Source organism: Streptomyces sp. NBC_00209 (genome assembly GCF_045206345.1).
GTDB lineage: Bacteria > Actinomycetota > Actinomycetes > Streptomycetales > Streptomycetaceae > Streptomyces.
Genome location: NZ_CP108121.1, coordinates 4,076,103 through 4,100,378, shown reverse-complemented (window position 1 = coordinate 4,100,378; position 24,276 = coordinate 4,076,103). Strand labels below are relative to the sequence as shown.

The 24,276-nt window shown below is 72.6% G+C and carries 24 protein-coding genes and 1 pseudogene; 11 read left to right on the top strand and 14 right to left on the bottom strand.

Going from position 1 to position 24,276, the window contains the following annotated elements:
- The first annotated feature begins 435 nt into the window (after window positions 1–435).
- Window positions 436–1,356: an aminoglycoside phosphotransferase family protein gene (locus OG867_RS18630; RefSeq protein WP_406286768.1), complete on the top strand. Its 921-nt coding sequence runs from the start codon at window positions 436–438 to the stop codon at window positions 1,354–1,356.
- Here the strand turns inward: OG867_RS18630 and OG867_RS18625 are convergent.
- Genes OG867_RS18625 through OG867_RS18615 form a run of 3 tightly spaced genes read right to left on the bottom strand, consistent with a single transcriptional unit; the run spans window position 1,353 to window position 6,631 of the window.
- Window positions 1,353–2,627, bottom strand: a complete 1,275-nt coding sequence (locus tag OG867_RS18625) for a S8 family serine peptidase (protein ID WP_406286766.1) — start codon at window positions 2,625–2,627, stop codon at window positions 1,353–1,355. The genes OG867_RS18630 and OG867_RS18625 overlap by 4 nt on opposite strands.
- 5 nt (window positions 2,628–2,632) lie before the next feature.
- Window positions 2,633–5,212, bottom strand: a complete 2,580-nt coding sequence (locus tag OG867_RS18620; protein WP_406286763.1) for a bifunctional FO biosynthesis protein CofGH — start codon at window positions 5,210–5,212, stop codon at window positions 2,633–2,635.
- 36 nt (window positions 5,213–5,248) lie between these two features.
- Complete coding sequence (locus OG867_RS18615; RefSeq protein WP_406286760.1) at window positions 5,249–6,631, bottom strand: serine/threonine-protein kinase; 1,383 nt, start codon at window positions 6,629–6,631, stop codon at window positions 5,249–5,251.
- Between the two features lie 260 nt (window positions 6,632–6,891).
- On the opposite strand from OG867_RS18615, the gene helR reads away from it, so the two are divergent.
- Both helR and OG867_RS18605 read left to right on the top strand, forming a co-directional pair.
- On the top strand, window positions 6,892–9,066 hold the full coding sequence (gene helR, locus OG867_RS18610) for an RNA polymerase recycling motor ATPase HelR (RefSeq protein WP_406291042.1): 2,175 nt from the start codon (window positions 6,892–6,894) through the stop codon (window positions 9,064–9,066).
- A gap of 127 nt (window positions 9,067–9,193) precedes the next feature.
- Window positions 9,194–10,633 carry an ATP-binding protein gene (locus OG867_RS18605; protein WP_406286758.1) on the top strand — a complete coding sequence of 480 codons (1,440 nt, stop codon included), beginning with the start codon at window positions 9,194–9,196 and terminating at the stop codon, window positions 10,631–10,633.
- A gap of 7 nt (window positions 10,634–10,640) precedes the next feature.
- Here the strand turns inward: OG867_RS18605 and OG867_RS18600 are convergent, their stop codons facing one another.
- The gene (locus OG867_RS18600; protein ID WP_406286756.1) at window positions 10,641–11,060 is read right to left on the bottom strand and encodes an ATP-binding protein; all 420 of its coding nucleotides are present in this window, start codon (window positions 11,058–11,060) and stop codon (window positions 10,641–10,643) included.
- Between the two features lie 133 nt (window positions 11,061–11,193).
- Between OG867_RS18600 and OG867_RS18595 the strand changes: the two are divergent.
- From OG867_RS18595 to OG867_RS18585, 3 genes and pseudogenes are all read left to right on the top strand, one after another.
- Window positions 11,194–12,070: pseudogene (locus tag OG867_RS18595) on the top strand (Scr1 family TA system antitoxin-like transcriptional regulator).
- Window positions 12,060–12,305 (top strand): DUF397 domain-containing protein, encoded by a 246-nt coding sequence (locus OG867_RS18590; protein ID WP_406286755.1) that lies wholly within the window; start codon window positions 12,060–12,062, stop codon window positions 12,303–12,305. Before OG867_RS18595 ends, OG867_RS18590 begins: the two are co-directional and overlap by 11 nt.
- Window positions 12,306–12,372: 67 nt before the next feature.
- Window positions 12,373–12,519: a prevent-host-death family protein gene (locus tag OG867_RS18585; RefSeq protein WP_406286753.1), complete on the top strand. Its 147-nt coding sequence runs from the start codon at window positions 12,373–12,375 to the stop codon at window positions 12,517–12,519.
- Window positions 12,520–12,553: 34 nt separating this feature from the next.
- Here the strand turns inward: OG867_RS18585 and OG867_RS18580 are convergent, their stop codons facing one another.
- The 4 genes from OG867_RS18580 to OG867_RS18565 form a co-directional block, all read right to left on the bottom strand.
- A complete protein-coding gene (locus OG867_RS18580) occupies window positions 12,554–13,186 on the bottom strand; it encodes a DUF4333 domain-containing protein (RefSeq protein WP_406291040.1) in 633 nt (210 codons plus the stop codon).
- A 100-nt stretch (window positions 13,187–13,286) separates the two neighbouring features.
- Window positions 13,287–13,910, bottom strand: a complete 624-nt coding sequence (locus OG867_RS18575; protein ID WP_406286751.1) for an RraA family protein — start codon at window positions 13,908–13,910, stop codon at window positions 13,287–13,289.
- Between the two features lie 84 nt (window positions 13,911–13,994).
- Window positions 13,995–14,987 (bottom strand): phosphotransferase, encoded by a 993-nt coding sequence (locus OG867_RS18570; protein WP_406286749.1) that lies wholly within the window; start codon window positions 14,985–14,987, stop codon window positions 13,995–13,997.
- 67 nt (window positions 14,988–15,054) lie between these two features.
- Window positions 15,055–15,510, bottom strand: a complete 456-nt coding sequence (locus OG867_RS18565) for a hypothetical protein (protein WP_406286747.1) — start codon at window positions 15,508–15,510, stop codon at window positions 15,055–15,057.
- 164 nt (window positions 15,511–15,674) lie between these two features.
- Between OG867_RS18565 and OG867_RS18560 the strand changes: the two genes are divergently transcribed.
- Together OG867_RS18560 and OG867_RS18555 are read left to right on the top strand one after the other, a co-directional pair.
- Window positions 15,675–16,400 carry a class I SAM-dependent methyltransferase gene (locus tag OG867_RS18560; protein WP_406286744.1) on the top strand — a complete coding sequence of 242 codons (726 nt, stop codon included), beginning with the start codon at window positions 15,675–15,677 and terminating at the stop codon, window positions 16,398–16,400.
- A gap of 77 nt (window positions 16,401–16,477) precedes the next feature.
- Window positions 16,478–16,945, top strand: coding sequence for a hypothetical protein (locus tag OG867_RS18555; RefSeq protein ID WP_406286742.1), 468 nt, complete (start codon window positions 16,478–16,480; stop codon window positions 16,943–16,945).
- 65 nt (window positions 16,946–17,010) lie between these two features.
- Here the strand turns inward: OG867_RS18555 and OG867_RS18550 are convergent, their stop codons facing one another.
- From OG867_RS18550 to OG867_RS18540, 3 genes are all read right to left on the bottom strand, one after another.
- Complete coding sequence (locus OG867_RS18550) at window positions 17,011–17,604, bottom strand: hypothetical protein (protein WP_406286739.1); 594 nt, start codon at window positions 17,602–17,604, stop codon at window positions 17,011–17,013.
- 35 nt (window positions 17,605–17,639) lie between these two features.
- Window positions 17,640–18,470 (bottom strand): TIGR03619 family F420-dependent LLM class oxidoreductase, encoded by an 831-nt coding sequence (locus OG867_RS18545; RefSeq protein ID WP_406286737.1) that lies wholly within the window; start codon window positions 18,468–18,470, stop codon window positions 17,640–17,642.
- A 139-nt stretch (window positions 18,471–18,609) separates the two neighbouring features.
- Window positions 18,610–19,878 carry an MFS transporter gene (locus OG867_RS18540; RefSeq protein WP_406286735.1) on the bottom strand — a complete coding sequence of 423 codons (1,269 nt, stop codon included), beginning with the start codon at window positions 19,876–19,878 and terminating at the stop codon, window positions 18,610–18,612.
- Window positions 19,879–20,067: 189 nt separating this feature from the next.
- On the opposite strand from OG867_RS18540, the gene OG867_RS18535 reads away from it, so the two are divergent.
- The 3 genes from OG867_RS18535 (at window position 20,068) to OG867_RS18525 (ending at window position 21,555) form a co-directional block, all read left to right on the top strand.
- On the top strand, window positions 20,068–20,574 hold the full coding sequence (locus OG867_RS18535; RefSeq protein ID WP_406286733.1) for a DUF3995 domain-containing protein: 507 nt from the start codon (window positions 20,068–20,070) through the stop codon (window positions 20,572–20,574).
- Between the two features lie 61 nt (window positions 20,575–20,635).
- Window positions 20,636–21,076 carry an RNA polymerase sigma factor gene (locus OG867_RS18530; protein WP_406291037.1) on the top strand — a complete coding sequence of 147 codons (441 nt, stop codon included), beginning with the start codon at window positions 20,636–20,638 and terminating at the stop codon, window positions 21,074–21,076.
- Window positions 21,073–21,555, top strand: a complete 483-nt coding sequence (locus OG867_RS18525; protein ID WP_328900745.1) for a hypothetical protein — start codon at window positions 21,073–21,075, stop codon at window positions 21,553–21,555. Before OG867_RS18530 ends, OG867_RS18525 begins: the two co-directional genes overlap by 4 nt.
- Before the next feature lie 25 nt (window positions 21,556–21,580).
- Here the strand turns inward: OG867_RS18525 and OG867_RS18520 are convergent, their stop codons facing one another.
- The 3 genes from OG867_RS18520 to OG867_RS18510 all read right to left on the bottom strand — a co-directional run bounded on the left by OG867_RS18520 (window position 21,581) and on the right by OG867_RS18510 (window position 24,077).
- Window positions 21,581–22,357 carry an ABC transporter permease gene (locus OG867_RS18520; protein ID WP_073864995.1) on the bottom strand — a complete coding sequence of 259 codons (777 nt, stop codon included), beginning with the start codon at window positions 22,355–22,357 and terminating at the stop codon, window positions 21,581–21,583.
- Window positions 22,354–23,346, bottom strand: a complete 993-nt coding sequence (locus OG867_RS18515; RefSeq protein ID WP_328900746.1) for an ATP-binding cassette domain-containing protein — start codon at window positions 23,344–23,346, stop codon at window positions 22,354–22,356. The genes OG867_RS18520 and OG867_RS18515 overlap by 4 nt, the downstream gene beginning before the upstream one ends.
- A 62-nt stretch (window positions 23,347–23,408) precedes the next feature.
- Entirely contained in the window at window positions 23,409–24,077 is a 669-nt protein-coding gene (locus OG867_RS18510; protein WP_406286729.1) for a hypothetical protein, read from the bottom strand.
- Window positions 24,078–24,276: the final 199 nt, after the last annotated feature.

Here is a 24,276-nt window from a genome sequence, read left to right as displayed (position 1 = left end):
GCGGCGGTCCCTCAACAGACACGTAGCTCGATCGTGTGACGGCAAGCCCGCCTGCTTGCGGCGCCCGGGGCTGTTCGGGCTAACGTGTTGAGCGCGACCTGGGACGCCGGGTGCGGTGCCAGTGTGCAGGGCCCCCGCTCCACCAGAGCGATGGTTCGGGGCCTCCCCGCCGCCTCTGACCACACCCAATTGGCCGGCTCGCGAGGAATCCGGCCTCCCAGGCGCGGACCACGGGCATGGGCGGGTGCCAGGCGCCGGTGTCGCGGCGGACCTGGGCGCGGATCAGCCCGTCGACGGTGAACAGGGTGAGCTGGGTAACTGCGCAGCACTGTAATCGAACAGGTGCGAGGGCCACGGAGTCGGAACGTTTTTGTACGGCTCCGAGGCGCGTCGAATTCCGTTGCGGCGCGCGAGCCCGGGGACGATGATCGCCCGATGCCCTCACCCCTCCCCCACACCCATCCCGACGGCCGCGCGGGCATCGACGCCGCGCTCGTGGAGCGGCTGATCACCGCACAGTTCCCGCACTGGAGCGGTCTGCCCGTGGTCCCCGTAGAAGTCGACGGCTGGGACAACCGCACGTACCGCCTCGGCGACGCCATGACGGTCCGGCTGCCCACCGCCGCGGGCTACGTCCCCGCCGTGGAGAAGGAGCACGTCTGGCTGCCCCGCCTGGCCCCCTCGCTGCCGGTCCCGGTCCCCCCGGTCCTCGCCCTGGGCGCGCCCGGCGAGGGCTACCCCTTCCCCTGGTCGGTGCGGCGCTGGCTGCCCGGCGAGACGGCGGCGCACGGCCGCATCGCGGACCTGTCCGGCTTCGCGGTCTCGGTCGCCGGGTTCCTCCGCGCGCTCCGGCGCTGCGACCCGGCGGGCGGCCCGGCGGCGGGCGCGCACAGCTGGCACCGGGGCGCCTCACCCGCGTACTACGACGAGGAGACCCGCCGCTGCCTGGCCCTCCTGGCGGACCGCGTGGACACGGACCGGGCGCGGGCGGCCTGGGAGGCGGCCCTCGCCGCCGAGTGGCACGGGGACCCGGTGTGGTTCCACGGCGACATCGCCTCCGGCAACCTCCTGGTCCAGGGCGGCGAACTGGCCGCCGTGATCGACTTCGGCACCTCGGGCGTGGGCGACCCGGCCTGCGACCTGGTGATCGCCTGGGGCCTGTTCGACGGCGACAGCCGCGAGGCGTTCCGGGCCGCCGTCGCCCAGGACCCCGGAACCTGGGCGAGGGCCCGGGGCTGGGCGCTGTGGAAGGCGCTGCTGAATCTGACGGGGGACGCGGGGAGGGACCCGGCCCGGGCGGCGAACGAACTGCGGGTGATCGAGGCGGTGGTGGGGGAGCACGAGGCGTCCGGCTAACGCTCTCGCGTGTAGTCGACGCCGTACTCGGTGATCCGGGCCGGGCGTTTCCTCCGGCGGACGAGGAGGACGGCGCCGAGGGCCAGTACCGCGGCCGCGACCGCGCCGGTGACGATCCAGACGGTGCTTCCGTGGCCCCGGTCGGCCCCCTCCACCGCCACCGGGGTGGCATCCGGAAACGACCGTCTCGACGGGCTCGCGGACGGGGTGGGCGCCGACGGGGACGCGGACGGCGTGGTGGCCTCGTGGGCCGCCACGAGGGGGTTCACGTCGGCCGGGCCCGGGTCGCCGGGGTCTTCGAGGAGGGCGAGGCGGGGGCGGATGGTGCCGTAGCCGAGGTAGCGGCTGGGGACGGTGTCCTCGGTGGGCCGCCCCGCCGTGTTCATCAGGATCCGCAGCACCTGGTTGCCGGTCCAGTCGGGGTGCCGGGACCAGATGAGGGCGGCGGACGCGGAGGCGAGGGCGGTGGCCTGGCCGGTGCCCCGGCTGCGGCAGTAGCCCGGCTTGCCCTCCAAGCAGCGGATCGGGATGTCCACGCCCGGCGCGGCGAGAGCCACTTGGGGCCCGTATGCGGAGAACTTCGTCACCGTGCTGGTCGTGTCGACGGCGCCCACGCCCACGACGCCGGATATCGCGGAGGGGTAGGTGACGTCGTTTCCGTCCTCACCCGTGTCGCCGGTGTCCGTCAGGAGCAGCTTTCCGCGCCCGATGGCGTAGTCCACGGCTTCCTTGATCGAGTCCCGCTCGTCGTCATCGACGGAGGTGTGGAAGGACACCCCTATGTCGATGATCCTGGCTTCGCTGTCGGCGGCGTACCGAATGGCGTCGACCAGTGCGTCGACGCGCCTGAAGCCCGCCTCCTTGGTCGTGCCCCAGACGGTCAGCGGAAGGATGCGCGCGTCGGGCGCGAGGCCCTTGACGCCCTGGTCGTTCGCCCCGTTGCCCGCGATCAGCATCGCCATCGCGGTGCCGTGCCCGTTCGTGTCCTGGTCCGCGCCGCGCTCGGGCTCCATGAAGTTCTTGCCCTTGAGCACCCTTCCCGTCAGTTCCGGCACGGTGGGGATCACCCCGGTGTCGAGCACGGCGACGGTGATCCCCTCGCCGGTGCTGACCTTCCACATCGCCGGGGCCTGCATCCGGTCCAGGTACCACTGCCGCTCGCGCATGGTGTCCGCCGTCGCGGCCGGGGCGACGGCGCCGCCCAGGAGGAGCAGAGCCCCCAGCGCCGACACGACCGCCGACGCCCGTCCGCGCCGTCCCACTGTGCCCATCCCCCTCACTCCCCCAGCACCGGCAGCAGCTCCGGCAGGTGCCCGTCCGACGCACCCGCCGCCGCCACGCGTTCCGCCGGGACCTCTCCGTACAGCGTCGTACGCGGCTTCGCCGGGCGGCCCGCCAGTTCCGCGATGGCCTCCAGGTCGCGGACCGAGCGGTAGGAGCCGTAACTCGACCCGGCCATACGGGAGATGGTCTCCTCCATCAGCGTGCCGCCCAGGTCGTTCGCGCCGGAGCGCAGCATCTCGGCGGCGCCCTCCGTGCCGAGCTTGACCCAGCTGGTCTGGATGTTGGTGATGTGGGGGTGAAGGAGGAGGCGGGCCATCGCGGTGACGGCCCTGTTGTCGCGGTCGGTCGGGCCGGGGCGGGCGATCCCGGCGAGGTAGACCGGCGCGTTGGTGTGGATGAAGGGCAGGGTCACGAACTCCGTGAAGCCGCCGGTCTCCTGCTGGAGCGCGGCCAGGGTGCGCAGGTGGCCCAGCCAGTGGCGGGGCTGGTCGACATGGCCGTACATCATGGTCGAGGAGGAGCGCAGGCCCACCTGGTGGGCGGTTTTGACGACCTCCAGCCAGGTCGCCGTGGGCAGTTTGCCCTTGGTGAGGACCCAGCGGACCTCGTCGTCCAGGATCTCGGCGGCCGTGCCCGGGATCGAGCCGAGCCCGGCCTCCTTCGCGGCGGTCAGCCAGTCGCGGAGGGACATCCCGGTGCGGGTGGCCCCGTTGACGACCTCCATCGGCGAGAACGCGTGGACGTGGATGCCGGGCACCCGCTCCTTCACGGCCCGCGCGATGTCGAAGTACGCCGTCCCGGGCAGGTCCGGGTGGATGCCGCCCTGCATGCAGACCTCGACCGCGCCCACGTCCCACGCCTGCGCGGCCCGGTCCGCGACCTGGTCGAGCGAGAGGGTGTACGCGTCGGCGTCGGTGCGGCGCTGGGCGAAGGCGCAGAAGCGGCAGCCGGTGTAGCAGACGTTGGTGAAGTTGATGTTGCGCGTGACGATGTACGTGACGTCGTCGCCGACCACGTCCCGCCGCAGCGCGTCCGCGATCCGGCACAGCTCGTCCAGGGCCGGGCCGTCCGCGTGCAGCAGGGTGAGCGCCTGGTCGTCCGTGAGCCGGGTCGGGTCGTCGGCGGCCTGGCTCAGCGCCGCGCGCACGTCCCCGTCGATCCGTGAGGGCACCATCCCGGGGGCCGCCGCCTCGCGCAGCGCCTCCCAGTCCCCGTACACGACGTCGAAGTCGTCGCGGCGGTCGCCGGTGCGGCCCTCCGTGTCGATGGTGCGGTGCAGGTCGGTGCGGCCGGAGGCGTTGAACCCCTCGTCCGGCTCCTGCCAGGGCAGCCCTTCGGGGATCGCGCCCTCGCGGGCGAGCCCGGTCTCCGGGTCGGCGAGCGCGCGTACGTGCGGGAGGAGGCGCGGGTCCAGCCAGGGTTCGCCGCGCTGGATGAACTCCGGGTAGATCGTGAGGCGTTCGCGGAGCGTGAAGCCGGACTCGGCCGTTCGGGCGGCGAGTTCGTCGATGTGGGGCCACGGGCGCTCGGGGTTCACATGGTCGGGGGTCAGCGGCGACACCCCGCCCCAGTCGTCGATGCCCGCGCCGATGAGCAGCGCGTACTCCGCGTCGACCAGGTTCGGCGGGGCCTGGATGCGGGCGGACGGGCCGAGGATGTGCCGGGCGACGGCGATCGCGGCGGCCAGCTCCTCCAGCTCGGCGTCCGGCATCCCGCGCATCGCGGTGTCGGGCTTGGCCCGGAAGTTCTGGACGATGACCTCCTGGATGCCGTGGGAGGCCCGGGCGGTCCAGCGCAGCTCGAAGAGGGAGTCCGCGCGCTCCTCGTACGACTCGCCGATGCCGACCAGGATGCCCGTGGTGAACGGCACGTTGGACCGGCCCGCGTCCTCCAACACCCGCAAGCGCACGGCCGGTTCCTTGTCCGGGGAGCCGTAGTGCGGGCCGCCGGGCTCGGACCACAGCCGGGTCGCGGTCGTCTCCAGCATCATGCCCATGGACGGCGCGACGGGCTTCAGCCGCTGAAGGTCCGTCCAGCTCATGACCCCGGGGTTGAGGTGCGGCAGCAGACCCGTCTCCTCAAGGACCCGGATCGCCATGGCGCGTACGTACGCGAGGGTGTCGTCGTACCCCTCCGCCGCCAGCCACTCCCGCGCCTCCGGCCAGCGGTCCTCCGGCCGGTCCCCGAGCGTGAACAGGGCCTCCTTGCAGCCCATCGCGGCCCCCTCGCGGGCGATGGCCAGCACCTCGTCGGGCGACAGGAACATGCCGTGCCCGGCCCGGCGGAGCTTGCCGGGGACGGTGACGAACGTGCAGTAGTGGCACGTGTCGCGGCAGAGCCGGGTCAGCGGGATGAAGACCTTGCGGGAGTACGTGATGACCCCCGGCCGTCCCGCCGCCTCAAGGCCCGCGTCGCGCACCCGGGCGGCGGAGGCCGCGAGATCCGTCAGGTCGTCGCCGCGCGCCTGGAGCAGCACGGCGGCCTCGGCCCGGTCGAGTGCGACTCCGTCACGCGCGCGCTTGAGCGCGCGCCGCATCGAGTTGGTGGTGGGTCCGCTCTGGGCATCGGTCATGTCCCCGAGCATACGAGCGGGTGGCCGGGGCCCCGGTCAGGCGTAGTACTCCAGGATCAGCGGCAGGTCCTGGGTCCATTGCCGCAGGCGGGAGCGGTTGCGGGCGCCCAGCGTCCAGGTGTGGACGGCCCCCGCGCGCAGGCGGACGGTGACCACGAGGAGCTTGGGCCCGCGCACCGCGTATTCGATCCGGCCGATCTCGGCCCAGGCGAACTGCAGCTCAAGGCCGTTGTCCGCCTGGAACTCGACCCCCAGCGCGTCGATCACCAGCGAACTCTCCGTGCCCACACCGACGAACCCGATGTCGGCGACGGGCTCGGCGGGCCCCTGCTGCCAGGGGCCCGCCGCCGGCCCCTGCGCGTACGGGTTGTTGGGGATCGCGGCGGCGGGCGGATAGGGCGAGGGGGTGTACGGGGACGGGCCGTAGGGGGAGGCCGCCATCGGCGGGTACGGGGACGGGGTCCCGGAGCTCGGCGGGTAGGCGGGGGGCGCGGGCGGAAGGGGGTGCTGCGAGGGGCTCGCGTCCGCCGGGTGCTTGGCGAGGCTCGACGGTGTCGCGTCCGCCGGGTGGCCGGGCTGCCGCGCCGGTACGGGCATGGTCGGGACGTACACCGGACCTCCCGGCGCGAACAGGTCCAGCAGCGCCTCCGGCGCGGGCCGCTCGCCGGGCTCCTTCGCCAGGCAGGCCGCCACCACGTCCCGGACACCTTCCGGCACCGCGTCCAGGTCCGGCGCCTCGTGCACCGACCGGTACATCATCCCCATGGGCGTCCCGGTCCCGAACGCGCTGCCGCCCGCCGCCGCGACGAGCACGGCGCCCAGGGCGAACACGTCGGCGGAGGCGCCGACTTCGAGGCCCTGGGCCTGCTCGGGGGCGAGGAACCCGGGCGTCCCGAAGGCCATCCCGGTCGCCGTGAGCCGGGTCGATTCGAGGGCCCGGGCGATGCCGAAGTCCAGGACGCGAGGCCCGTCCGCCGCCATGATGATGTTGCCCGGCTTCAGGTCGCGGTGGACGAGCCCGCAGCGGTGGATGGCGGCCAGCGCCTCGGCGAGGGCGGCGCCCAGCTGCCGCAGCCGTGTCTCGTCCATGGCGCCCTCGGCCGCCACGAGCGCGGAGAGCGTGGGCCCGGGGATGTAGGCCGTCGCCAGCCAGGGCGCGGCCGCGTCGGGGTCCGCGTCGACCACCGGCGCCGTGTGGAACCCGCCGACACTCCGGGCGGCCTCGACCTCGGCCCGGAACCGCTCGCGGAAGTGCGGGTCGGTGGCGAGCTCGGACCGCGCCACCTTCACGGCGACGGCGCGCCCGCCCCGGGACCGCGCCAGATAGACGACGCCCATGCCCCCGGCGCCGAGTTCCCGCTCCACGGCGTATCCGCCGACCTTCTCGGGCAGCCCCGCCCCGTCCGTTCCGTACGCCATGCGCTCGGCGCTCCCCCCGGTGATCCGGCGGCCCAGTATGCCGTGTGCCTGCCAATACGCGGCACGGCGGGCGGGGTGGGGCGGGATGCAAGGGGTGCCGGGGGCGTTCACCGGCCGGCCGGGAAAGGAATGCCACCTCCGGCCACTCTCAACGTATAGCGCAAGGGGGGCCTTGCCGCAAGGCCCCCCTTGTCCCGCACAATCGCTGATCTGAACCGGCCACCTGCGGCATTTGGGAGTTTTACGTAGTGCCCGAACCGATGCACACCAGCCTCACCACGAGCTCCTTCGCGCTGACCGGCGACCGCGCCGAGGCCAAGGCGGACCCCGCCCTGATCGCCGGGGACGAGCGCCACTTCGCGGCGATCGCGCGCTGCCTGAAGGAGACCGTCGCCGAACTGACCGCCGCCCTCGACACCGCCCGCCGCGCCCCGGGCGGCCTGGGCAGGCAGGGGCTGGACCGGGACGCCGAGATCCACCGGCTGACCGCCCGGCTGCGCACCCTGCGCCGCTTCGGCCTGGACCTGTGCCTCGGCCACATGGCCGGGGCGGACGGCTCGGAGCCGGTGTACGTGGGACGGCTCGGCCTCACGGACCGCGAGGGCCGCCGTCTGCTGACGGACTGGCGCTCCCCGGCCGCCGAGCCGTTCTTCGGGGCGACGCACGGCCATCCGATGGGCCTGGCGAGCCGCCGCCGCTACCGGTGGACCGGCGGCCGGGTCGGCGACTACTGGGACGAGGTGTTCGCCCCGGACGCCTTCGCCGGGCACGCCGCGCTGGACGACCAGTCGGCGTTCATCGCGAGCCTGGGCACCAACAGGTCGGCCCGGATGCGGGACGTGCTGGGCACGATCCAGGCGGACCAGGACGCGATCGTCCGGGCCGGTTCGCGCGGCGCGCTGGTCGTGGACGGCGGCCCGGGCACCGGCAAGACGGTCGTCGCCCTGCACCGCGCCGCGTACCTCCTGTACGCGGACCCGCGCCTCGGGCACCGGCGCGGCGGCGTCCTCTTCGTCGGCCCGCACCAGCCGTATCTGGGGTACGTCGCCGATGTGCTGCCGAGCCTCGGCGAGGACGGGGTGCGGACGTGCACCCTGCGCGACCTCGTCCCGGAGGGCGCGGCGGCCGTGCCGGAGGCCGATCCGGAGGTGGCCCGGCTGAAGGCGTCGGCGGAGCTGGTGCGGGCGGTCGAGGCGGCCGCCGCGTTCTACGAGGAGCCGCCGTCGAAGGGCCTGACCGTCACGACGCCCTGGGCGGACGTCCGGCTGACCGCCGCCGATTGGGCCGTGGCCTTCGAGTCGGCGCCGGGCGTCCCGCACAACGAGGCGCGCGACGCGGTCCTGGAGGAGATCCTGACGATCCTGGCCGACCAGCACGCGGACCGGCAGGACGAGGAGGTCCCGGACCACCTGGTCCGCCAGGCGCTGCTGCGCGACCGCGAGCTGATGACGGCCTTCGACCGGGCGTGGCCCCTGCTGGACGCGGCGGACCTGGTCGGCGACCTGTGGTCCGTCCCGGCCTATCTGCGGACCTGCGCGCCCTGGCTCACCCGCGAGGAGGTGGCCGCGCTCCAGCGTGCCGAGCCCCAGGCGTGGACGGTCTCCGACCTGCCGGTCCTGGACGCGGCCAGGCAGCGGCTCGGCGACCCGGACGCGGCCCGCCGCAGGCGCCGTAACGAGGCGACGGCCGCCGCCGAGCGGGCGCGCCGGGCCGAGGCGATCGACAGCCTCCTGGAGAACGCGGAGATCGACGAGAGCCAGGGCGCGGTGGGGATGCTGCGCGGTCGGGACCTCCAGGACACGCTGCTCGACCCGGACGCGCTGTCCACCGCCGAACCGGACCTCCTGGCGGGCCCGTTCGCGCATGTGGTGGTGGACGAGGCGCAGGAACTGACCGACGCGGAGTGGCGGATGCTGATCCAGCGGTGCCCCTCGCGCAGCTTCACGATCGTCGGCGACCGCGCGCAGGCGAGGCGCGGTTTCACGGAGTCGTGGCGGGAGCGGCTGGAACGGGTCGGCCTCGACCGGATCACCCTGTCGTCGCTGACCGTCAACTACCGCACACCGGAGGAGATCATGGCGGCGGCGGAGCCGGTGATCCGGGCCGCCCTTCCGAACGCCAACGTCCCGGTGTCCATCCGCAGCAGCGGCATCCCGGTGCGCCAGGGCCCGCTCACGGACCTCCCCACCGTCCTGGACACCTGGCTGACGACCCACCCCGAGGGCACGGCGTGCGTCATCGGCGCCCCGGCGGACTTCCGCCCGCCGTCACCGCGCGTCCGCTCGCTGACCCCGACGCTGTCGAAGGGCCTGGAGTTCGACCTCGTGGTCCTGGTCGAGCCGGAGTCCTTCGGCACGGGGGTCGGCGGGGCGGTCGACCGGTACGTGGCGATGACCCGGGCGACGCGGGAGCTGGTGGTGCTGGCGGGGGCGTAAGGGGGCGCGCTTCGGCGCCTCGGTGCTCCTTGCAGACTCGATCACTTTCCGTATCCGCTTGTTACTTGCATTCATGAGAGTATCTTGCATGCAAGTATCAGGGCGCATGCCATGGAGGTGGACTGCCGTGAACGGATTCATCGGACGCCGCACCGAACTCAGTCTTCTGGAGGACCTGCTGCGTCCCGTCAAGGACGGCGGGCGCAGCGGGCGTCCGGGGCGGGCCGTTCTGATCCGCGGGCGCCGCCGGGTGGGGAAGTCGCGCTTGGTGGAAGAGTTCCTGGAGCATGAGGGTCTGCCACATGTGTTCTTCACTGCCGTCGGCGGCTCCCGTGAGGAGGACCTGGCAGGTTTCGCCGCCGAGGTGGCCGCTTCCCCGCTTCCTGACGTGGCACGGTTCAGCGATTTCGCCGCCCCCCTCACCTGGGACGCCGCGCTGACCATGCTCGCCTCCGCACTGCCCACCGGCTCGCCCAGCGTGGTGGTGCTCGATGAGATGCCCTACCTCGTGCGCGAGGATCCGAGCTTCGAGGGAGCGCTCCAGAAGGCGTTCGACCGGACGCTGTCGAAACTGCCCGTTCTGCTCGTCCTCATCGGCTCCGACATCACCATGATGGAACAGCTCAACACCTACGGGCGGCCCTTCTACCAGCGGGGGACCGAAATGGTCGTACCGCCGTTGAATCCCGCCGAGGTCGCCTCGATGCTGGATCTGCCGCCCGCCGACGCCTTCGATGCCTATCTGGTGTCCGGCGGCCTCCCGCTCATCCTGGAGGAGTGGCCACAGGGCGCCGGGCTGTGGGAATACCTCGAACTGGCCCTGCGCAGACCGACATCTGCCCTGCTGGTCAGCGGCGAACGGTCTTTGGCTGCCGAGTTCCCCGTCGAGGCGCAGGCGCGCACCGTCCTGGGTGCCATCGGTCACGGCGAGCGCACCTTCACCCTGATCGGCAGAGCCGCCGGGGGCCTCAACCCCAGCTCGGTGTCCCGCTCGCTGGAGCTTCTCTCCTCTCGCGGCATGGTTGTCGCAGAGCTCCCGCTCTCCACCAAACCCAGCCGGGAGACCCGCTATCGCATCGACGACCCCTACCTGCGCTTCTGGCTCTCCTTCATCGGCCCGGGCATCCCCGCGATCGAACGTGGCCGGGGCGACCGCGTCCTCGACACCATCCGCGCCAGTTGGACGTCCTGGCGGGGCAGGGCCATCGAGCCCGTCATCCGCGAAGCTCTATGGCGGCTCGGCTCCGACGACGGGCAGCTGCCCGCCGGCACCGACGTCATCGGCGGCTACTGGACCCGTACCAATGACCCGGAGATCGACATCGTGGGCGCCGACCGCGCACCTATCGCCAAGAAGATCACCGTCGTGGGTTCGGTCAAGTGGCTGGAGAAGAAGCCTTTCGACAACCGCGACCTCGCCCGCCTCGTCACCCACCGGTCCCAGCTGCCCGGTGCCGACGACACCACCCCCCTGCTCGCCGTCACCCGCAGCGGCTGCACAGCCGACGTCCCCTCGCTCACGCCCGAGGACCTCCATGGTGCCTGGACCCGAACGTCCGCGAGGTAGCGGTGCCCTATCTCCCCGGGGCCACCCGCGCCCACACCGTCTTGCCGACGATGCGTTCGGCGACGCCCCACTCCGCCGCCAGCGCCTCGACCAGGCGCAGCCCGTGCCCGCCCTCGGCGGCGGGCCCGCCCGCGCGCAGCTCGGGGCGCCGCTCGCCGCGCGCGTCCGAGACCTCGACGCGGATGCCGTCCGCCTCGGGGAGCACGCGCAGCTCGAAGTCCCGGCCGGTGACGTGGCCGTGCAGCACGGCGTTGGCGGCCAGCTCGCCCACGACCACCGCCACGTCGTCGGACAGCCGGCTCCCGTACGCCACGCCCCAGGCGTCGAGTTGCTGCACGGCGAGGCGTCGGGCGAGACGGGCGCCGCGCCGGGTGGCGCTGAAGCGCTGGACGAAGTCGGCACCCACAAGGGTGATTTCGGGATTCATGTGACCCAGCGTGTCCGTCTGCTCGTACGCTGACCAGCAGTGACCACACGACTCCACAAAGCTGTACGGGCCTGCCCGACCGGCTGTACGGGGCGTCGGCCGTGACCGGACGGACAGAGGCGGTACGGGGCAGATGACGAACACGCAACGTGAGGAACGGCCGGAGCGCCCGGCCGAATCGGACGGCACGGCGCACCTGTTCAGGGCGTTGGGCCGCCAGCTGAAGTTCTTGCGCGAACGCGCGGGGATGAAGCCAGAGGGAGCTTGCGTCTGCGACGCATTGCGGCGAGGACCTGATCTCCGCGATGGAACGGGGGGTGCGGACCCCGCAGGTGGAGTTCCTGGAGCTGGCCGACCGTGCCCTGAACACGGGGGGCTTCCTGTCGGCAGCAGCGGAGGACGTACGGGAGGCGCTGTCACGGGCAAGGACACGGCATCCGGGGTGGTTCCGGGACTTCGCCAGAACGGAGGCGGAGGCAGTGGCACTGCACGTCTACAGCACTCAGGCGGTCCCCGGCCTGCTCCAGACGGAGGAGTACGCCCGCGCGGTCTTCACCCAGCGGCGCCCGCTGTTGGACGAGCAGACGATCGAGAAGCGCGTGGCGGACCGCATGGCTCGCCAGCAGATCTTCGAACGCTGGCCCGCTCCGACGCTCAGCTTCCTTCTGGAGGAGACCATTCTCCAACGACCGATTGGTGGGTTGGCGGTGCACCGAGCCCAGTTGCAACGGCTGCTGACCGTGGGGCGGATGCGCAACGTCGAACTCCAGGTCATGACGACAGACCGATCCGAACATCCGAGTCTGGACGCGTCGTTCACCTTGGTGACACCGAAGGGACGCCAAGAGGCCGCGTACACCGAGACGTACGGGCATGCGAGGCTGATCACGGACCCGGCTGAGGTTCGATTCTTCACCGATCGCTTTGGAATCATGAGGGCGCAGGCTTCCTCCCCCCGAGAGACCCTGACGCTCATCGAGAAGAAGATGTTGGAGACCAATGAGCACTGAGCATCTGCACTGGTTCAAGAGCAGCTACAGCAGCGGCGAAGGCGGCGAGTGCATCGAGGTCGCCTACGACTGGCGCAAGTCCAGCTACAGCGACGGCGAAGGCGGCAACTGCATCGAGGTCGCGTCCTGCGCGACCACCGTCCACGTCCGCGACTCGAAGAACATCCCCGGCCCCCACTTCGACGTGGCGCCCACGGCCTGGTCCGCGTTCGTCACGTACGCGCGCCAGGGCTGAAAAGCCGGACGGCGAGCCCCACCCGGGCGCTCGCCGTCCGCCCGCCGGGGTCGTGCAGACTCGGCGCATGAACGATGACCCGCAGGAACGCGCGGAGGCGGAAGACGCGCGGGCCCTCGCGCGGTACCGGGCCCGCAGGGCCTCCGCGGCCGACCTCCCCGAACCGGTTCCGCACGACGAGGTACGCGCCCGGCTCGGCCTGGAGCCGCGCTGACGTCACCGGACCCGCGCCGGGCCCGCCCGGCCCCTCAGCCGCCCGGCGTCTCGTCCACCTTGAAGTCCATGTTGACCTTGCCGCCGACAACCGACTTCGCGGTGACCGTCACTCCGTACTGCGTACCGCTGTCGGCCAGTTGGCAGCGGATCGTGGCGCCGACCTTGGCGGGCAGGTTCTCCGGGCAGGAGAATGAGTCGGGCTCCTTGCCCACCTGGGCGGCGAGGGCGGCCTTGCCCTGGCGGGCGACCTCGGCCTTGGGCACGGAGCCGGAGGCGCCGCTGTCGGCGCCCGCGGGATCGGACGGCTGCGCGGAGTCGCTGGGCTGGGGGTCGGCCGAGGCACCGCTGCCGGAGCCCGCGTCGGTTCCGCCGTCCACCTTGTAGTCCATGTTCACGTCGTCGCCGTCGACGGACCGCACGGTGACGGTCATGCCGAGCTTCTTGCCGCCGTCGGTGAGGGTGCAGCGGACGGACTCGCCGACCTTGGCCTTGAGGTCGTCCTCGCAGGTCACGTCCTCGGGGGCGCGCCCGACCTCCTTCTTCAGCCCGGCGGTCGCCTGCTTGGCGACCTCGTCCTTCTTGACGACCTTGTCGCCGCCGAAGCTGAACGAACAGCCCGAGACGAAGAACAGCGCGAGCGTCCCGGCCGCCGCCCCGGCCACCATCCGACTCCGTACGGACTGCCTCATGGGTCCCCCAAGCATCGATGTACACGCCAAGAACTGGCCTGCCAAGCTACCACCGGGGTCTGGACCCCCGGCCGGGTCAGCCGGTGTACCCCTGGTCGGCGAGGATCTTGTCGATACGGGCGCGGTGGGCGGCCTCCCAGTCGTCCAGGGTCTCCGCCGCCTCCTTGGCGGCCTTGGCCCGGGCGGCGGCCAGCACCTCGTCCGCGCTCAGGGCGGGCGTGACGACGATGCCCTCCTCGTCGGCGACGACGACGTCACCGGCGCACACGATCACCCCACCGCATCGCACGGGTTCATTGAGGGGCGTGACGGCCTTCTTCGTACCGGGGAAGGGGACGACCCCGGTCGCGAAGACCGGGAAGCCGAGCTCCCTTACCTCGGCCAGATCCCGGATCACCCCGTTGGTGACGAACGCGGCGATCCCCCGGCGCTGCGCCACGGCGCACACGTTTCCCCCGGCCAGCGCGTAGTCCGCGTCGCCCGCGTCGATGACGATGACGGAACCGGGTGCGGCGCGGTGGATCGCGGCGTGCAGCATGAGGTTGTCCCCGGCAGGACACCGCACGGTGAACGCGGGCCCGGCGACGCGCGGCATCGGCGCCCACAGGGGCCGGATCCGCGCGTCCATGACCTGCGCCCGCCCGACCAGATCGGCGAGCGTGGTCGGCGAGATGCCCTTGAAGCCGCTGACGTCGTCCATGCGTGTCCCCTCTCGCGTACGAATGCCGACACGTCCAACGCCCGGGCCCCGGCGCATCGTTCCGCGCGCCGGAGCGGCGTACGTCTACGCCCCCGGGTCCGACAGCAACTGCCGCAGCTCCCGCACACCCCCCGCGCCCGCCACGTCCGTCAGCCCCCGCAGCGCCGTGGGAAAGAGCCGGGACCAGGAGCACGCCCGGCCGATCGCCCCCAGGCGCCGGGCCAGAACGGCCGCGCGCCGCAGTTCGGCGGCCGTCGCGCCCCTCCCGGTCCACGCGTCCAAGTAGGCGTCGCGGAGCCGCGGCAGGACCTCCTGCCCGTACCGTTCGCCCGCACTGTTCAGCGGAACGAACAGGCTGCAGAACGGGTGGGAGACCGCCGCGTCACCCCAGTCGAAGAACGTGAAGCGGCCGGGCGCGGGGGCGAAGAGCTGCCCGTCGTGCAGGTCGGCATGATCGAGCGAGTCGGGGATACCGAGCGCGGCGAGCTCCCCGCACCACCCCACGAGACGCGGGCGCAGCGCCCGCAGCGCCGCGCGGGTGCCGGCGTCCAGGGCGGCGTTCTCCGCGACGACCCGGTCGAAGACGTCGGGCAGCACGGCCGTACGGGCATCGGGCACACCGAGCCGGTCGATCTCCTCGACGCGGGAGCAGAGGGCGCGTTGCACCGTCGCGTACTGCCGCAGCGCCTGCTCCCAGGTGCGTACACCCGCACCGGACGCGTCCCTGAAGAGCGTGCCCCCGTGAGGAAACAGGGACCAGCCCCGCTCCGCGTCCACGGCGAGCGGTTCCAGCACATGGCCCGGCACCCACCGGGCCAGCGCCTCGGTCAGCCCGGCCTCGAAGGCGCTCCCGGGCGGGTTGGCCTTGAACCACACGTCGGACCGGCCGTCGGCGGACATCCGCACCAGCACGGACCAGGGCCGCACCCGCACGGCGACCCGCCGCACCCCGGTCCACCCGCGAGCAGCCAGCCCGCGCTCCGCCCACGCGAGGGTGTCCGCCCGCCAGTCCGGGTCGTCCCAGGGGGTCACCACATCCGGGTACGCCCCACGATCCACCGAAGCCTCATCACGCATCGCCCCATTCCATCACCGGCCGCCTCCACGGCTCCACGCACTTTCGCGCGGGGCGGGGCGCCGCCTGTCAGGCGTACGTCCACCGCCAGGAGCTTCCGCTCTGGCTGCACCTGATCCGGGCGCCCGAGGCGTTCGTCGTCACGGCCCCGTGGTCGCTGTTCCGGCAGAACTGCCCGGCGCTGTAGCAGTTCCCGGCGTTGGAGCGGATGGAGCAGGTGCTGGTGGTCTTGGTGCCGCCACCGGAGGACCCGCCGCCGGACCGGGTGGAGGCGGCCTTGGTGACGGTCGTCGTGACGGTCGGCCCGGGCACCTTCACGGTCTTCGTCTCGGTCACCGTGGGCGCCGGGGCGGGCGTCGCGGTCTCGGTCGCGGTGGCCGTGACGGTCACGGTGACCGCAGGCAACGGCTTGGCGCTCGCCGCCGCGTCACCCTTCCCGGACTCCGAGCAGCCGACCGCACCAAGGGCGATCAGGGCCATCCCGCCGACCCATATCTGCGTGCGCCGGCTCAGCATCTTGGGCATGGAGTCCCCCATATGTCTCGTCGAGTGGGGTGACCGTATTACCCCGAACGAGATGTGGGGAAGTTGCGAAGGGACAGTGATCGCATTGTGATCAACGGACATTCACTGGCCGGGCGCCGAAACCCGCTCGCCCTCCGGGCCGTCCCCGCCTAACGTTCGCCGGCATGGCCGACGACTGCTTCGCCCACCCGCTTCTCGCCACGCTCTACGACCCGCTCGACCCCGACCGCGGCGACCTCGACGCGTACCTGCGGATGGCGGAGGAGTTCGGCGCGCACCGCGTACTCGACATCGGCTGCGGGACCGGGGTCTTCGCCCTGCTCCTGGCGGATCGCGGGAAGGAGGTCGTCGGCGTCGATCCCGCGCGGGCGTCCCTCGATGTCGCCCGGGCCAAGCCGGGTGCCGAGCGGGTGCGCTGGATCTGCGGCGACGCCGCACGGCTGCCGCCGTTGCGCGTCGACCTCGCGACGATGACCGCGAACGTGGCCCAGGCCATCGTGGCCCCCGAGGACTGGCAGGCCACCCTCCGGGGCGCCCACGAGGCGCTGCGGCCCGGCGGGCGGCTGGTCTTCGAGACGCGGGTGCCGGCGCGGCGGGCCTGGGAGGAGTGGACGCGCGAGCGGTCCCACGGCGTGACCGAGGTCCCCGGCGTCGGCGCGGTCGAGACCTGGGTCGACGTCACCGAGGTGGCCGGACCCCTGGTCGGCTTCCGCTGGACCTACCGGCTCGCGGCGGACGGCCGGGTGCTGACCTCCGACTCGACGCTGCGCTTCCGGGAACGGGAGGAGGTCGAGGCGGACTTGGCCGCACAGGGATACGCCCTGGAGGACGTCCGCGAGGCGCCTGACCGCCCGGGCCTGGAGTACGTGTTCGTGGCGCGCAGACCGTGATGCCGGTGCAGACCCGACCGTGCGAGGGGATCACATCGTTGATGACATCGGTCCCGGCCCTCGCCTAGGTTGACCTGATGACGGGCGGACTGCGGGAGCGGTGGGCGGGACAGCCGCGGTGGGTGAGAGGGACGCTCGCGGTCTATCTGCTCGGCTTCGTTGAAGGGTTCGGCGCCCATGCCCTTGATCTCATCAGTGGCGGGATCCACGTCTACGCGCCCTTCGCCCCGGCGCCGCTGCAAGTGTTCTTCGTCAGCCTGATCGTCCTCGACCCGGCGGTCGTCGTGCTGCTGGGACGCGTCCGGACAGCGGGCGTCCCTCTCGCCGGTGGCGTGATCGCACTGGACGCCCTCGCGAACTGGATCGTCAATTGGACGGCGATCCGGGAGAATCCGGTATTGCTGCTGCGGCCTGTCGGGCTGCTGCCCATCACGCTCTTCGGCCTGTTCATCATCGCGACCTCGGTTCCCTTGCGCCGAGCCATGAACCGCGTGGCGGCGGAGTGTGGCAGCGGACCTGTCCGGAAGGGACGGACGTATGCGTGAGTGACGACGGCCGCGTCCCCGGCCCAGCCGGGAGTACGTCCTCGTCGCACGCAGTCCCTGACCCCTCACCCCAGCCCGCGCGCGACGCGCTCCGCCTCGGTCAGGGCCTCCATCAGCTTCTCCGGATCCACCACGTACGCGCTGTCGTCCAAGGAGTCGTAGTCCGCCGCCCCCAACGGCAACAACGCGTCCAGTTCGGCAGCCAGCCGCCCGAACGCCACGCGCTCATCCGGCTCGTCCTGGTAGGCGGCCTGCTCGAAGGCCATGGCCTCCGTGAGGGATGCGCCGGTCATCTGCCAGAGCGTGAACTCCGCGTCCAGCTCGATCGGCCGCCGCACCGGCTCGTCCGGATGGACCCAGTAACCGACCCACCCCTTACCCCCCTTGGCGACGAGCTGCACGTATTCCACCATCCGCGCGACCCCCGCGTTGACGGCCTGCATCTCCGGGTCGGCCAGCTCCTGTTCGCTCAGGTAGGCGGTGTCCAGGAAGGGGTGAAGCTCGCCCTCATCGAAGAACTCCAGACCCAGCAGGTGGGCGAAGTCCGTACGGCCCTCCCAGTGCGCGAGCAGCAGCACGCGCAGGTCGTCCGGCACCGGGTATCCGTCCAGCCGCTCACGGGAGAACGCGGCGAGCCGCTCGTCGTAGGTGGTGTCCACGGGTCCCTCTCGCGGGTCGAAGTAGCGACGGGCTCCTACAAGTACGCCGCGTACGCGTCCAGCGTCCGCAGCACCTCCGGCTCCGGGGCCGGGGGCAGTTGGAGGACGGCCTCCTCGATGCCCAGGTCCGCGAAGCGGGACAGCTTGCCGGGGGACGGGAGGACCCCGTACGGGACGATGTGGAGGTCCTTCGGGTCGCGGCCTGCCGCCTCCCAGACGGTACGGAGACGGGGCACGGACTCCGTGAGGCCGCCGCCGCCGATGGGGAGCCAGCCGTCGGCCGCCTCCGCGATGTGGGCGAAGAGCCTGGGGCCCGCCGCGCCGCCGATCAGCGTGCGGGGGCCCTGCGGGCGGTGCGGCTTGGGGTACGCGTGGCTGGCGCGTACGGAGCCGAACTCACCCTCGTACGCCGTGGGTTCCGCAGCCCACAGCGCCTGCATCAGGGCCAGCCGCTCGCGGCCCAGGCGGCGGCGGGTCGGCCACTCGACGCCGTGGTCGGCGGCCTCCTCGACGTTCCAGCCGTAGCCGATGCCCAGGGTGAAGCGGCCTGCGGAGAGGTGGTCCAGGGTGGCGACCTGCTTGGCCAGGTCGATGGGGTCGTGCTGGGCGATCAGGGTGATGCCCGTGCCCAGGGCCAGCCGCTCGGTCACCGCCGCGGCCTGGGCAAGGGCGACGAACGGGTCCAGGGTGCGTCCGTACTCGCGGGGCAGCTCGCCACCCGCCGGGTAGGGGGTGTCCCTGCTCACCGGGATGTGCGTGTGCTCGGGCAGGTACAGCCCGGCGAACCCGCGCTGTTCGAGCTGGTGCGCCAGCCGCACCGGGGTGATCGTCTCGTCGGTGAGGAAGATCGTGGTGGCGATCCGCATACGAAGGCACCTCCGTCGTTGACCCGTGACGCTCCCAACGTATGCGGTCGGGGGCACGAAGGGGCGTCACCGACCCCCCCGAACGCCACTTGCTCAGGTTAGGCGCGCCTAAATTGGGCTACGGGGTCGCCGTCTGCGGTCAGGCCACCCCGGCCACCGGTTCGGACACCTCCATCGCGCCCAACCGCCGCTCGCAGCAACGCCGTTGCCACACCGACAGGCCCGCCACCGCCACGCCGAGCGCCAGCCAGCCCGCCGGGCCCGCGGCCATGACCACGCCCGTGAGCAGCGGCGGGCCCGCCGACTTCTGGATGGACTGGGACATGCCCGCCACGCCCAGGTAGGCGGCCCGTTCGTCCGGCGGGGCGAGCAGGACGGCCAGTTCCCAGGAGCTGACCGAGCGCATCAGCTCCGCCATCGTGACCAGGACCGCCGCCGCGAGCAGGACCCCGGCCGCCGTCCAGGTGCCGCAGCCGGTGGACGCGGCCAGCAGGGCGCAGCAGACGAAGAGCAGCACGCCGTACAGCATCACCGCGCGCGCCGCCTTGCGCGGGCCCTCCGCCCTGCGGGACACGGTGAGTTGGAGCAGGACGACCAGCACGGTGTTGATGACCAGGAAGGCCGGGACGAGGGCGTGCGGGGCGGAGGTGCGGCTGACGAGCCAGAGCGGGAGGCCGACGCCGAGCACCGAGTCGTCCAGGTTCATCGGGATGTCGAGCAGCACGAAGCGGAGGTAACCGCCGTCCCGCCAGGGGCCCTTGGCCCGGACCGGCCGCGCGGCGGGCCCGGGGGCCACCACCCCGCCCGGCTCCCCCGTACGCCACACCAGCGCGGCGGCGACGAGGAAGGAGAGCGCGTTGCCGAGGATCAGCGCGCGGTACGCGTCCACCGTGCCGGCCGCGAGGCCGATCGCGGCGAGTCCGGCGCCGAGCCCGTAGCCCGCGTTGGCGGCGCTGCGGGACAACGCCTGGTAGGCGGCGCGCCGTTCGCCCGCCGCGCGGGTGGCGAACAGCATCTCCAGGGTCTTGGCCGCCCGGTCCCCCAGATAGGTCACGGCGACCACAACGAGCAGCGCCTCGAAGCGCGTACAGAGCAGCACCAGCGTCAGCGTCACGAGGCGCAGCAGGTGGCAGCCGATCAGCAGCGGACGCACCGGGAAGCGGGTCGCGAGGCGCCCGGCGAGGGGTGAGCCCGCGATGCCGGCGACGCCCGCCGCGCCGAGCAGGACGCCGATCTGCTGGGCGCTGAGGTGGGTGACGAAGGTGAGATACAGGACCGAGGAGGCCGCCCACAGGCCGGTGCCGGTGCGGTCGACCGCCAGGGCGCGCAGCATGATCCGGGCATCCCTGCCGCCCGGCGGGTTCCGCAACTGGGCCAGCAACCCCGCCTGTTCCCGGACGCGTCCCACCCCGCACCCCCAAGTATCTCGACATCAAGAGATCTATCTACCCGCGAAGCCTGCCCGGATATTCTCTTGATGTCAAGATGCTTGAAAGCGAGATACATGTACTCGGTGCGGCGCGGGAACGAATCCGCGTCCCGCCTCCTCTGTGGGGTGATCCGGGCGCCCTGCCCGCCCCCTCAGCGAGGAGCCACCATGGCCGTCACCACCCGCGCCGCCGCCCTGACCGTCGCCGGCGTCCTCACCGCCGACGGGCTGCTGCACGTGCTCTGGTCCACCGGGAGCACCTGGCCCGCCGGGGACGCGCGCGCACTCTCGTACGCCGTGCTCGGCATCGACACCCCGTTCACCCCGCCCGTCGTACTCCCCCTCGCCGCCGTCCTGTTCGGCGGCGCGGCCCTGGTCACCGCCCGCGCGCGGCTGGGCCGCACCCACCGGCTCGGGCGCCTCCTCCAGGCCGGTACGCTCGCCGTCGCCTGCGGCACCGCGCTGCGCGGGCTGGCCGGCATCGGCTGGGCGGTGGGACTGCGCACCGGTCTCGACGCGGCCTCCGGGGACACCTTCCAGCTGCTCAACCGGGCCCTGTACACACCGCTCTGCCTGCTGCTCGCCACCGCCGCGGTCCGGGTGGCGGCCGGAAAGGAAACCACCGCCGCGCCCCAGGGGGCGGCCGGAAAGGAGGCCGCCACCCGTGCCCGATGACGCCGCACGCGACCGCGCGATACGCCTGGTGGTGGCCGCCCAGCGCGGCGACACGCTCGCCATGAACGAGCTGCTGGACGTCCTCACCCCGTACGCCGGCCGCATCTGCGCCCCGATCGCGCTCGCCGACGGGCCGGACGCCGTCCAGGAGACCCTGGTCGCCGTCTTCCGGAGCCTGCGCTCGCTGAAGGAGCCGGCCGCGCTGTACGGGTGGGTGCGGGCGATCGCCTGCCGGGAGGCCGTCCGGGTCGCCCGGCGGGGGTCCCGGTCCGTGCCCGCCGACCTCGCGACCCTGCCCCAGCGCGGCGATCCCCAGCTGGCCGCCGACATCGGGGACGTGCTGGCCCGGCTGAGCCCGGAACACCGCGCCGTGCTCGTACTGCGTGACGTCGAAGGGCTGGACGAGCGGGGCGCCGCCGCCCTGCTCGGACTCCGCGTCGGCACCGTCAAGTCCCGTCTGTCCCGCGCCCGGGACTCGTTCCGGAAGGCATGGACCTCATGACCGACACCCCGCTGTGGCCCGCCGCCGCCCCCCTGGACCCGGTCCGCCGCCTCCGCGTCCTCGCGGCCGGGGTGCCGGGCGCCCGCGTCACCACCCGCGAGATCGCCGCGCCCTGCGCCGAGGTGGAGCCCCTGCTCGCCGACATCGACGGCGAACTGGCGCTCCTGGTACCCGATATGCGGCGGCTGCGGCTGACCCGCGCCGACGGGGACCGGGTCGAGGCGGTGGCCCGCAGCCGGTTCGGGATGCACGCCCGCTTCCACGGGGTGCGGCGGCCCGGCTGGCTGTGGCTGCAGAGCCGCTTCGTGCTCATCGGCATCGCGGCCACGCCGTCGGCCGCCCGCCCCGGGCACACCCTGGTCGCCTTCACGGGCGGGGTGCGGGTGCCGGGACGGGCGGCCCTGGTGCCGGTGGGCGTGCGGAGGGCGGGCCGCAAGGTGCTGGCCCGCCTGGACGCACGCATCGGCCGGCCGGGGTGAGAACCCTGGCCGGCCGAGGGAGTCACTACTTCGGTTCGCGTTCGAACTGCGCCCTGGACCAGAAGTAGCCGAGGACGGTCAGGCCGACGCACCAGGCCACCGCGAGCCACCCGTTGTGGCCGATCTCCGTACCGAGCAGCAGTCCGCGCAGGGTCTCGATCGCCGGGGTGAAGGGCTGGTACTCGGCGATCGGCCGGAACCAGCCGGGCATCGAGCCCAGCGGGACGAACGCGCTGGAGATGAGCGGCAGCAGGATCAGCGGCGTGGCGTTGTTGCTGGCGGCCTCCGCGTTGGGGCTGCCCAGGCCCATGCCCACGGCGATCCAGGTGAAGGCCAGGGTGAACAGGGCGAGCAGTCCGAGGGCGCCGAGCCATTCCAGGACGGTGGCGTCGGTGGACCGGAAGCCCATGGCCACCCCGACCGCCCCGACGAGGACCACGCTCATCAGCGTCCGCAGGACGCTGCCCGCGACGTGGCCGAAGAGGATCGAGCCCCGGTGGATGGCCATGGTGCGGAAGCGGGCGATGATGCCCTCGCTCATGTCCATGGAGACCGAGACGGCGGTGCCGACGGTGGTCGAGCCGATCGTCATGAGCAGGATGCCGGGCACGATGTACGCGATGTACGCGTCGCGGCCCGCCCCGCCGCTCATGGTGTCGCCGAAGATGTAGACGAACAGCAGGAGCAGCATCACCGGGGTGAGCAGCAGGTTGAGGGTGAGCGAGGGGTAGCGCCTGGCGTGCAGGAGGTCGCGGCGGAGCATCGTGGCCGAGTCGCGCACGGCGAGGGAGAGGGTACTCATCGGACGGACTCCTTGGTCGGGGCGGGGATGACGGCGTCGGTACCGGCTTCGGTCCCGGTGTCGGCTTCGGTCAGGGCGAAGAAGACGTCGTCCAGGTCGGGAGTGTGCACGGTGAGCTCGTCGGCCTCGATCCCGGCGGCGTCCAGCCGGTCGAGGAGGGAGCGCAGGATGCTCTGGGTACCGTCGCTGGGGAGTTGCAGGGCCAGCGCGGCGTCGTCGCGGACGGCGTCGCCGCCGAGGTGGGCCGCCGCGTCCCGGTAGGCGGCGGGGTCGCTGAACCGCAGCCGGACGTGCCCGCCGGGAACGATCCGCTTCAGCTCCTCGGCGCTGCCCTCGGCCACCAGCTTCCCGTTGTGCAGGACGGCGATGCGGTCGGCGAGTTCGTCGGCCTCTTCGAGGTACTGGGTGGTGAGGAAGACGGTCACCCCGTCGCCGACCAGGCCGCGGATCATCTGCCACATGCCGTGCCGGCTGCGCGGGTCGAGGCCGGTGGTCGGCTCGTCCAGGAAGATGATGCGCGGGTTCCCGACGAGGGTCATCGCGATGTCGAGGCGGCGCTTCATGCCGCCGGAGTAGGTGGACGCGGGCTTCTTCGCCGCCTCCGTGAGGTCGAAGCGGTCCAGGAGCTCCGCGGTGACCCGCCGCCCCTCGGCCTTCGGCAGGTGGTGCAGGTCCGCCATCAGGAGCAGGTTCTCCTCGCCGGTGATCAGCCCGTCGACGGCGGAGAACTGCCCGGTGACACCGATGGCGGCGCGCACCGCCTGTGCGTCGGTGGCCAGGTCGTGGCCCCCGACGCTGATCGCGCCGGACCCTTGGCCGGGTGGGATGAGCGTGGAGAGGATCTTGACGGCGGTCGTCTTGCCGGCGCCGTTCGGGCCGAGCAGCGCGAACACCGTTCCGGCCGGGATGCTGAGGTCGATCCCGTCGAGCACGGTCTTCTCGCCGTACGCCTTGCGCAGTCCGTTCGCCGCGATGGCCGGGTTCGTCATGGTGGGGCTCCTTCTGCTTCCACGAGGTGGGGGCGGTGCTTTTACGAGGTGGGGCGAGGTGGTCAGAGGCTGCGGGCGGTGATGTCGCCCTTGGTGGTGGTCGCCCGGATGGCCAGGGCGGGCGCGCCGTCGTTCATCAGGGCGTTGTCGATGCGGCCCACGACGGTGCCCGCGTCGAGCACGGCCGGGACGCCGCGCGCCGCGCCGACCCTGATGTCGCCCAGCTGGGTGCTGAGGGTGAGCTCGCCGCGGGTGGCCTCCTCGACGGTCACGTCGCCGCGCTGGGTGCTGAGGTCGCCGGGGCCGGTGAGGCGGCGGACGATGACGGCGCCGTCGTGCGCGGCGATCCGGGCGCTGGCGGCCTCGTCCACCTTGACCGAGCGGTAGCCGCCCTCGAAGACGACGTCCCCGAGGCGTCCGACGCCCCGGAACTCGGCGGCGCCGGCCTTCGCCTCGACGTGCGAGCCGGCGGGCAGCTGGACGGTGATCTCGACGGCCCCGGAGTCACCGAGGAGCCGGTTGCGCCCCTCCTTGGCGGCCCGGATGTCGAGGACGCCGTCGGCGTACGCGACCTCGACGCGGCCGGCGGCCTTCGCGTCGCGGCTCTTGGTGGCGTCGGCGGGCAGGACCTCGACCACGGTGTCGGCGCGGTCGGCGGCGATGAACCGGATGGATCCGGCGGGGATGTCGACGTGGGCGGTGACGGCGGCGGGGGTGTCGAACTTCGGCATGGTGCGCTCCTTCTGCGGTGCGGCGGGCCGGGCGGCTCGCGCTTTCCGATGAGAGAAACGCTACGTTGCGTTCATGAACCTGGCAACGCACTTGTTGCATCAGAGTCGCGTAACAGCACGTCACAACAGAGAAGTTGGAGCAATGAGCTCAGAAGTAACGCAACGGCCAGCCGACAATTCGTTGCAATGGACTGCCAGC

What these genes read in the sequence shown, in the direction of transcription:
- OG867_RS18630 (WP_406286768.1), top strand. Translation starts at nt 436, where the DNA reads ATGCCCTCACCCCTCCCCCACACCCATCCCGACGGCCGCGCGGGCATC.
- OG867_RS18625 (WP_406286766.1), bottom strand. Translation starts at nt 2,627, where the DNA reads ATGGGCACAGTGGGACGGCGCGGACGGGCGTCGGCGGTCGTGTCGGCG.
- OG867_RS18620 (WP_406286763.1), bottom strand. Translation starts at nt 5,212, where the DNA reads ATGACCGATGCCCAGAGCGGACCCACCACCAACTCGATGCGGCGCGCG.
- OG867_RS18615 (WP_406286760.1), bottom strand. Translation starts at nt 6,631, where the DNA reads ATGGCGTACGGAACGGACGGGGCGGGGCTGCCCGAGAAGGTCGGCGGA.
- helR (WP_406291042.1), top strand. Translation starts at nt 6,892, where the DNA reads ATGCACACCAGCCTCACCACGAGCTCCTTCGCGCTGACCGGCGACCGC.
- OG867_RS18600 (WP_406286756.1), bottom strand. Translation starts at nt 11,060, where the DNA reads ATGAATCCCGAAATCACCCTTGTGGGTGCCGACTTCGTCCAGCGCTTC.
- OG867_RS18590 (WP_406286755.1), top strand. Translation starts at nt 12,060, where the DNA reads ATGAGCACTGAGCATCTGCACTGGTTCAAGAGCAGCTACAGCAGCGGC.
- OG867_RS18585 (WP_406286753.1), top strand. Translation starts at nt 12,373, where the DNA reads ATGAACGATGACCCGCAGGAACGCGCGGAGGCGGAAGACGCGCGGGCC.
- OG867_RS18580 (WP_406291040.1), bottom strand. Translation starts at nt 13,186, where the DNA reads ATGGTGGCCGGGGCGGCGGCCGGGACGCTCGCGCTGTTCTTCGTCTCG.
- OG867_RS18575 (WP_406286751.1), bottom strand. Translation starts at nt 13,910, where the DNA reads ATGGACGACGTCAGCGGCTTCAAGGGCATCTCGCCGACCACGCTCGCC.
- OG867_RS18570 (WP_406286749.1), bottom strand. Translation starts at nt 14,987, where the DNA reads ATGCGTGATGAGGCTTCGGTGGATCGTGGGGCGTACCCGGATGTGGTG.
- OG867_RS18565 (WP_406286747.1), bottom strand. Translation starts at nt 15,510, where the DNA reads ATGCCCAAGATGCTGAGCCGGCGCACGCAGATATGGGTCGGCGGGATG.
- OG867_RS18560 (WP_406286744.1), top strand. Translation starts at nt 15,675, where the DNA reads ATGGCCGACGACTGCTTCGCCCACCCGCTTCTCGCCACGCTCTACGAC.
- OG867_RS18555 (WP_406286742.1), top strand. Translation starts at nt 16,478, where the DNA reads ATGACGGGCGGACTGCGGGAGCGGTGGGCGGGACAGCCGCGGTGGGTG.
- OG867_RS18545 (WP_406286737.1), bottom strand. Translation starts at nt 18,470, where the DNA reads ATGCGGATCGCCACCACGATCTTCCTCACCGACGAGACGATCACCCCG.
- OG867_RS18535 (WP_406286733.1), top strand. Translation starts at nt 20,068, where the DNA reads ATGGCCGTCACCACCCGCGCCGCCGCCCTGACCGTCGCCGGCGTCCTC.
- OG867_RS18530 (WP_406291037.1), top strand. Translation starts at nt 20,636, where the DNA reads ATGAACGAGCTGCTGGACGTCCTCACCCCGTACGCCGGCCGCATCTGC.
- OG867_RS18525 (WP_328900745.1), top strand. Translation starts at nt 21,073, where the DNA reads ATGACCGACACCCCGCTGTGGCCCGCCGCCGCCCCCCTGGACCCGGTC.
- OG867_RS18520 (WP_073864995.1), bottom strand. Translation starts at nt 22,357, where the DNA reads ATGAGTACCCTCTCCCTCGCCGTGCGCGACTCGGCCACGATGCTCCGC.
- OG867_RS18515 (WP_328900746.1), bottom strand. Translation starts at nt 23,346, where the DNA reads ATGACGAACCCGGCCATCGCGGCGAACGGACTGCGCAAGGCGTACGGC.
- OG867_RS18510 (WP_406286729.1), bottom strand. Translation starts at nt 24,077, where the DNA reads ATGCCGAAGTTCGACACCCCCGCCGCCGTCACCGCCCACGTCGACATC.